The 8,412-nt window shown below is 48.6% G+C and carries 8 protein-coding genes; 3 read left to right on the top strand and 5 right to left on the bottom strand.

What is annotated here, in order from left to right; translation table 11 throughout:
- A partial coding sequence (locus AC4PME_RS06445; protein WP_491529525.1) for a GAF domain-containing protein occupies positions 1-1,717 on the bottom strand: 1,717 nt, incomplete at its 3' end.
- Between the two features lie 344 nt (positions 1,718-2,061).
- Between AC4PME_RS06445 and AC4PME_RS06440 the strand changes: the two genes are divergently transcribed.
- Positions 2,062-2,622 (top strand): BON domain-containing protein, encoded by a 561-nt coding sequence (locus tag AC4PME_RS06440; protein ID WP_119502922.1) that lies wholly within the window; start codon positions 2,062-2,064, stop codon positions 2,620-2,622.
- A 341-nt stretch (positions 2,623-2,963) separates the two neighbouring features.
- Positions 2,964-3,749 (top strand): siderophore-interacting protein, encoded by a 786-nt coding sequence (locus tag AC4PME_RS06435; protein WP_119502923.1) that lies wholly within the window; start codon positions 2,964-2,966, stop codon positions 3,747-3,749.
- 12 nt (positions 3,750-3,761) lie between these two features.
- Here AC4PME_RS06435 and AC4PME_RS06430 read toward each other — a convergent pair whose 3' ends face one another.
- The 4 genes from AC4PME_RS06430 to AC4PME_RS06415 form a co-directional block, all read right to left on the bottom strand.
- Positions 3,762-4,190: a hypothetical protein gene (locus tag AC4PME_RS06430; protein WP_119502924.1), complete on the bottom strand. Its 429-nt coding sequence runs from the start codon at positions 4,188-4,190 to the stop codon at positions 3,762-3,764.
- A gap of 108 nt (positions 4,191-4,298) precedes the next feature.
- The gene (locus tag AC4PME_RS06425; protein WP_491045825.1) at positions 4,299-4,748 is read right to left on the bottom strand and encodes a hypothetical protein; all 450 of its coding nucleotides are present in this window, start codon (positions 4,746-4,748) and stop codon (positions 4,299-4,301) included.
- Between the two features lie 89 nt (positions 4,749-4,837).
- Positions 4,838-5,398 carry a CBS domain-containing protein gene (locus tag AC4PME_RS06420; RefSeq protein WP_119502926.1) on the bottom strand — a complete coding sequence of 187 codons (561 nt, stop codon included), beginning with the start codon at positions 5,396-5,398 and terminating at the stop codon, positions 4,838-4,840.
- Positions 5,399-5,455: 57 nt separating this feature from the next.
- Positions 5,456-5,755, bottom strand: a complete 300-nt coding sequence (locus AC4PME_RS06415) for a hypothetical protein (RefSeq protein WP_119502927.1) — start codon at positions 5,753-5,755, stop codon at positions 5,456-5,458.
- A gap of 250 nt (positions 5,756-6,005) precedes the next feature.
- Here AC4PME_RS06415 and AC4PME_RS06410 point away from each other — a divergent pair, with 250 nt between their 5' ends.
- Positions 6,006-8,402: a TonB-dependent receptor gene (locus tag AC4PME_RS06410; RefSeq protein WP_491045824.1), complete on the top strand. Its 2,397-nt coding sequence runs from the start codon at positions 6,006-6,008 to the stop codon at positions 8,400-8,402.
- Positions 8,403-8,412: the final 10 nt, after the last annotated feature.

Here is an 8,412-nt window from a genome sequence, read left to right as displayed (position 1 = left end):
TGGATGCCCGCTTTACAACATTAAGTGCTTCCACCAGCCTTTCATGATTGGATGTGTCCATCAGGGCTAAATCCGTCCAGCCCATTATCGAATTGAGCGGCGTGCGCAGCTCATGAGAAATACTGGCCAGGAACTGATCTTTGGCTTTATCCAGTTCTTCCAGTTTTGCTACCTGGCTGTCGAGTGAACTTTTCATGCCCAGTGCATAAGGGATAAAGAGTTGCTCAAAGCTCTCAATAAGTAATGTGTCATCCGTCGACCAGTCTTTGGATTGGTCCACGACTGACTCAATATAGGTGTCAAAAGAGTCTCTCGGAGTGAGTGACTTGTTTACATCAGACTCGCTGGCAGCTTTGCCCGCCCAGCGGATTGTGGTATCCACCGGCTCCCTGAACCACATGGTGTAATACCCGTGACGACTGGACACGGGAGAAATGAACAGGCCTCTGACCCCGTTTAATTTAAAGTTGGCAATGATGTCATCGCTGATACGGGTCAGTGCAGTGGTTTTAGACTCACCGTTGCTGTCTTTGGCATAACTGTGAAACAGGTGAGACACCGTTTCAAAGCTTGGTGTTCTGCCAATCAGATAGTGTGAATTGGGCGTTACAACGGCAACACCACATACCCGCATGGTATTTAGCAGTGCCGTCTGCACCTCTTTTATGCCATCCAGAGGGTTACTCTTATTTGTCAGCGTATTGATGATACGGTTAAGGTGCTGCTGGCGGGTCTGATAAGAGTTTCGTTTCACCTCAATACTCTTGCCGTGCATTTGATAGGTAAATACCTGACTTAAGCTTTCACAAATTAACCGCCGGCGTTGCTCAACATACTTGGGTTCACGATGGTGGCAGGCAATCATGCCCCATAATTTGTTTTCGTAGATAAGGGACACTGAGAACGAAGCGCGGATCCCCATATTGCGCATATACTGCAAGTGCACCGGCGACACACCCCGAATCATGGATAGCGATAAATCCAAAGGGCTGCGTTCACTTTCACTCAGTGACGGGATCAGCTTAACGGGCGTCTCATCGGTATCATAGACGCAGCGCACCATGTTTTTTACGTAAAGGGCGCGAGCCTGAGAAGGAATATCTGATGCGGGAAACTTCAGCCCCTTGAACGGCACTAAATCTTCATGGCAGTCCTCACCGATAACTTCACCGGCATAGTCTTTATCGAACTTGTACACCACCACCCGATCGAAGCCGATGAATTCTCTCATCGCCGATGCGATCTTGTCTGCCACCGCTTCAACCGTTGGCAAATCAAATAAGCTGGGCAATAACGGCCGGATATCCGTATCTGTAGGCGTCCACTTAGATGATACACTGCCTGCCAGAACCGGTGACGGCTCTAACTCCACGACCAGCAGTTCACCGCTTGCGTAGATGACACTGTTTACCAGTTGATGCCATTCCCCGTCTTTGTAGATTTTATTTTTAAAGGTCCACTCATAACTGTGACGCCGGTCTGTGCTTCTGGCCTGCTCATACAGGGAAGACAAAATTTCCTGACCGTTGTCCGGCATTTCTACTATTTCTGTGAAGCATGACTGACCCGGCAAAACCGGAGTCGCGAGAATGTCAGATAAATTCTCACTGGTCACTTTCACCTGACAGGAGACAGGGTCAACTGCTAGCAGGTATCCAAAGGATTGAACAGATTCAATAAGGTGAATCTTTTCATCTTCACATTTATTAATATTCATGGCGGTATCAGAGACTGGTGGTCGACTTGCCCATTATGCATACATTTAAGACGACTGGTCGACCACGGAAAGTAAATTTCAACTAAAGTATAAATCCGGTATAGAGTAATGACTCGTTTCCCCCTCTATCCATAGTCAGTTATCTAAGTTTGTGTATGAAAATATAGACACACTGGCAGGTAAAATTTTCCCACACGGATTCTCCTCTTTTTTATCACATCGGATTAAACATCATAAAAAAATCTTTAAAAACAGCGTAATAACATCATATTTAGTACAAAAGTATAATCTGGCACGCCACTGGCATTATTGTTTGCAACAGACAACGAACAGGAGAACAGAGTATGAAACGGATAATTCCCGCTTTGACAATGACAGTCATGACTGTGTTCTCAACGCCACTTCTTGCTGAAGGGATTTCAGCCTCGCCAACGCAATCTGCGACGGATGATGCAATTGCAGGCAAGGTAGAAGCGGCACTCTTGTTTAGTGGTCAATTCGATACGATGGATATTCGCACGGATGTGAGCAAGGGACAGGTTATTTTAACCGGCAAAGTTAACAGTGAAGTTAACAGGGAACTCGCACAGGAAGTTGCGGCGTCACTGGATGGCGTAGTATCAGTTGAAAACAAGTTGGATGTTGTAAAGCCTGCATTACTGGAGGGTGACCTTGTCACCTTGCTCCATGGAGTCAGGGATGCGCAAATGGTGTCGTTGATACGCACACAACTTTTGCTGGAATCCGGACTGTCAGGCGACGACATTGATGTCCATGCTTTACGAGGGATTGTAACCCTTACCGGCAAGGTTGAATCGCTCACAGAGCGCGATTTGATCATAGCCATTGCAAAGAACACTGATGACGTTGTTGACGTTAAAAGTGAACTGTCTGTTGACAGTTAATCTCCCCTCCAGGCCTTTCCCGGCCTAACCAAAACCTCTGATTTTCTCCCGCCAAATGGCGGGAGCTTTTTTTGGTATCGGGAATACTACGCAGATATAGTTTTTCATGTCGAATAATGCGTCAGCCAGTTCTATATTTAAAATCACAAAACAACAGAGTGCTTTCATTGTTTTGTTTCCATGTGTATTCCTAAATGTCTTTTGCCGGAACCTTTGTGTTCCGGCTTTTTTTTCATTCTATTTTATCGGTTGTACAGATACCCACCATTCGTAACAATGCGTTGTCTTTAAGAATTGTTCTCATTTAAAATGGTGGTGAATTAATAGAAGAGAAAATAAGTATGGAAAAAAGACAGCCAAGACAACCCGCCTGTCTCACAGTAAAAGACAATATTGCAGTTACTCCTCATATGCGCCGTATCACCGTGACCGGCGATGCCCTGAAAGCTTATCCCGATATCGATACAACGGCATACGTTAAGTTACTTTTTGATTTTGATGGTAATCCTTTGTCAGTGCCACCGGCATCCTTACAAGATGCGCAGCTTCGCACGTATACCATCCGTCAATTGGATCGCAGCAACGGCACCATGGATATCGACATGGCGCTGCATGGTGAAGGTGTGGCAAGTGGTCCGGCTTCACACTGGGCCAAAAGCGCAGCACCCGGTGATCAAATTTGTGTGGGCGGGCCGGGCAGTTCCAAAGGTCTGGCAGACAGCTTCGACTGGGTATTGTTCGCCGGCGATATGACATCCCTCCCGGCCATTTCTACCTATCTGGAAAAACTGGGGCCGCAAACACAGGGCTATGCCGTCATCAAGGTTACCACCGCAGATGATATCCAGCCTCTGGAGAAACCTGCCGGCGTAAACGTGATTTGGGTAACCGGTGCTAACAGTCTTGCAGATGAAGTGGCATCACTGAGCTGGCTTCCGGGTACACCGGCAGCATGGGTAGCCTGTGAGTTCTCAGATATGCGGGGGCTGCGCCAGTTGCTGGCAAAAGAAAGGCGTATCCCCCACGACCAGCTGTATATCAGCAGTTACTGGCGTGAAGGCCGGTCTGAAGACCAGCATAAGGTGGATAAGCGTAAAGATATGGAAGAATACGAAGCCGGCGCCTAGCCAACCTCCGGGCTAACGATGATACTGTTCTTCCTCTGTATCGTTAGCCGCATGAATATGCCCTTTGATATCCACGAAGGGCATTGCATCTCCTGCACGCATGTCCTCAAGATAATCGGTGAGATATAAAATCCCCGCCAGGTTGTGACACACTGTTACCGGTACGGCATTCAAATGAAAGTTGAAGCGGTTCAGCCACTCAGAAATCAACCGGCTGTCGCCATCTGACAACGCAAACAGTAAATGGTACAGGCGTATTAAAGCGACCTGAACTTCACACTCCTGCGACGTTTCCTCGAATCCCACATATAAACTCTGATCCAGAGCCACTTCTGAAATACCCAGTAAATTCGCGGCTTCCAGACGTGTCATACCCATAGATTCGTAAGCCATAACATACGCTTTCATCACTACTGCCGGCGACGTTCCCATTGCATGCATACCCGACACTCCTCATTTTTCACTGATATTAAACAGTGACTTGCGAGAAACGTTCCAGTTTATGAGTTTTTTACTGTAAAGGGGGCTTTTAAAATAGAGTAGAGAAGATTACAGTACAGAAGCGGGAAGATGAGCACAGAATGCCTGTTCTGATTGCGCAGACGTTGAAAAGCCCGCTTCTTCGAGCCAGGCCTTTGCTTCAGAATACGTTGTGAAAAAATCGTACTCAACGTCCAGGCTGTCATACATTCTGGTAAGCTGCATGCGCGCAGTAACGCTCACTGAGGATTCAGCGGTTACGATAGCCACTTTTTTCAAACCTAACGGCACAACCGCTGCTATCCGCACACCAAGCACACGCTCAGCATCGGGAATAAGCAGGCTTTCGCCACGCAGTATCACAATATCAGACCATGTGTTTGCTTTTAAAAGCTGACGTTCAATCCGGTAGGCTTCACCAAATGCCACCACGCATTCAGCATTCCAGGGCCCGTATGCCTGAGTCAGCATGATGTTGCCTGATAATGCTATATCGAATTCGCCGTGAACAAACTTCATAATCTTTACTGAGGGTAATGAAAACGGCGGAATTATACCAGAAAACCGGTGGCACAGTAATCTGTGCCAGCCGGTTTATCCGGTCCGTGTCAGGCTGCAATGACGCTGGAAAGCGCCGAAAATGACGGTTGTGCTTGTATATCAAGGGGAAGGCGTAATTCTCTGGCAATATCACTCACACTTATAATGCCACGAATCACGTGTTCCTTGCGGTCAATTACCAGACAATGCTGCTGGCCGTTGTCTTTCAGTGTTTCAATAATATCTTCCACTGTCGCCTGCTGGATCTGTTCGTAATCGAATGACTGCAAGGCTGACTTCGGCTGCATAAAGTCCGCCGCGATAAGATCGCTGCGGGACGTGCCCAGGGCAACTTTCTGCATGATACGCTGCTCGGTAAGGTCAGCCAGTGTCACGATACCCGCGAACTGGTCGTTCTTATCCAGCACAATTTTCATTTTCACATGGGACTGTTTCATCAGATGCTCCAGTTCCGTCGCTTTAGCATCGTAATCGATTACCAGCGGAACGTGCTCTTTGAAATCAGTAAAAACAGCACTCGCAGGCGACTGCAGGGTCAAACGGTTTTGCGCTGCTGGCCAGGCGAGTTTATCGACATTTTCGGTTTTGAATAAGGGTAATACGTGCATGATAATTTCCTTTGTTTATTTGATCATGGATGGCCCGCAATAGCGGGAACATAAACATCAGGAAAATACCGGTGGCCCTCTGATACTGTAGGCCTGAATGAGGCCCCGCAAAGGGATCAACCGGATATCTGCATATTCGCTGAACGGCTGTATGACGATGGCGTTATGAACAGCACTTAAAATACCGTTGCCACTGTCTGATTCGGCATCGGTGACGGTATTCTCAGTAACTTCAGGCACCTGCCCGTCACTGGCTGACATGACTGCGGCTGATTTTGCGCCCATAGCAACATCACTGCTATCACCCAAAACGGGTAGCAGAGTCAGCAACCATAGTGCAACAGCCCAGAAACGCATCGTGTTCTCCATTGATGTGAGTCAAAAAATTACCGGCTCACACTATAAACATACGACGATTTTCAAAAATTCAAACTACACTTCAGCGCAATAATCGGATACTCATCGCGTTTAGGGAAAACATAACGCCGGTGAATAACCCTGATTTTTAGTCGGGTATTCGCTACCAAAGTACCATTCCGGTTACCACCATAAGTTAATTTTCTGTAAACAGCGTCTACTCTAACCTGTGAGAAAGCACAAAAACCGGATGCATACCGTGACAGACAAAGCCTTTAAACTAAGCCTTATCGCACTAACTGTAAGCTCAGTTCTGCCCCTGACAGCACACGCGGCGGTAAACTGGGACGAGCAGGAATTGATCGAGGTAACGGGACAAACCCCGTTGTCCGCGTACAGCGACGATAACTCTCAGGTGAATGCTACCCTGGGGTCAAAAGATATTAATCTTGCCAACGGTGGATCACTGGCCAGGTTACTGGACAGCGAATTGCTGTCGGTATCGATTAATGATGTGACGAACAATCCTTTTCAGCCTGATGTTCAATATCGTGGTTTTACCGCTTCGCCTTTACTGGGGCTACCTCAGGGCCTGTCGGTGTATCTGAATGGTACCCGCTTTAACGAGCCTTTTGGTGATACGGTAAACTGGGATCTGGTCCCCATGACTGCGCTGGACAACGTGAGTATTGTGAGCGGTGCTAACCCGCTGTTCGGCCAGAACACGCTGGGGGGCGCATTGTCCCTGCGAAGTAAAACCGGCTTCAGCTTTACAGACAACAAACTCACCTTACAGGGCGGTAATTTCGGCCAGAAAGGCGCTACCGTTGAAAGTGGCGGCAATAATGGTGAGTGGGGCTATTACGTCAATGCCAGCTTCTATGAAGAAGATGGCTGGCGTGATTTCTCCCCCAGCGAAGTAAAGCAATTATTTGGTACGCTGAGCCGTCAGACCAAAGACAGCCGGACACTATTAACATTGTCTCTTGCCGACAACGACCTGATTGGTAACGGAGCGATCCCGGTAGATCTCATTCCTCATGAAGGCCGCGACGCCATTTACACCCGCCCTGACCAGACAATGACTAACCTGACCTTTGTCAGTCTGAATCACGAATGGGATCTCAGCGATTCCGTTGAGCTTGCCGTTAACGTTTATTACCGTGAAAACGAAATTGAAACCTACAACGGTGATGACAGTGATTATGAAGAGTGTGAAACCGAATTTGGCGAAACGCTCTGCGAGGAAGGTGACGAAGACGACGATGATGATGACGAGGCAGAAGAGGACGCCGTCGACGACGATGACGATGATGAAGAAGGTGATACGCCGGTTCAGTTCGTTGGTTATCTGCCGGAAGTGCCTCTGGAAGACATCAGCGATACAGACCCTGATGAACTGGACGGCACAGCCAATACATCTCTCACTCAAAATCGCAGTTACGGTGCCAGTTTTGAGCTGAGTGGCACCAAAGCCGGCGATAAGATTCACAACTGGGTGTTCGGTGGGGGTATCGACAGAGCAAACATTGATTTTAACAGCCGTACTGAGTTTGCCATTCTGGCCAATGACACCGCAGAGGATACCCGTGGCGTAGCAGGTATCGGTGTTTATGATGCCGGTTCTGAGGTTTTCCTGAGAACTGATGTCACCCACTATCATCTGCTGTTAAGCGATACCATTACCCTGTCTGATGAATGGCAAGTTTGGTTTTCCGGTCGCTTCAACCGCTCTGAAATAAAGATGATGGATCAAATTGAAACCGGCGAAGGCTCACTGAACGGCGACCATACGTTTAACCGGTTTAATCCTTCCGTTGGCGTGCAGTACCACCGGGATGCCCTCACACTGACAGCCAGCTACAGTCAGTCATCACGTACGCCAAGCCCGGCAGAACTGTCCTGCGCGGACGAAGACGATCCCTGTAAACTGCCTAACGGCTTTGTGGCCGATCCACCACTGGAACAGGTTGTCACAGATACTCTGGAACTGCGCCTGGCATGGGCTGAAGACAACCTGGAACTGGCCGGTGCGGTTTACCACAGCGACTCTGAAGACGATATTATTTTCCAGCAAGCCGGTGACCGCCCTTCCGTGGGTTACTTTGTGAATGTGGACAATACCCGTCGTCAGGGTGCCGAAGTGGCAGGCCGCTATCACTTTGACACGCTTTCTATGGGCGCCAGCGCAAGCTACCTGAAAGCCACTTTCGAGTCTGAGTTTACTTCTTTCAGTCCGCAAAACCCGCTGGGCGGCAATCGTCAGGTTCAGGCCGGTGACCGTATCCCGGGCCAGCCAGCTTTCCAGACAGGATTTGATGCAGACTGGCAGGCAATGGAAAACCTTACCCTGAGCGCTACCGTTAACTACACCGGCGGACAATACTTCCGCGGCGATGAAGCTAACGAAAACCGTAAACTGGGCGGATACACGCTGGTTGATGTATCAGCTTCCTGGCAATTGTCAGAGGCGCTGGAACTGGGCCTCCGCGTAGACAACGTGTTCGATAAAGAGTTTGAAACCTTCGGGACCTATGGCGAAGCCGATGAAGTGCTTGAAGGCATTTATGACGATGTGGAATCCACAGAATTCGTTGGCGTCGGACAACCCCGTACATTCTCAGCTTTCGCCAGTTGGGTATTCTGACCTCACCTGT

Source organism: Alteromonas sp. (assembly GCF_984505615.1).
This window is presented reverse-complemented; position numbering and strand designations above follow the sequence as displayed.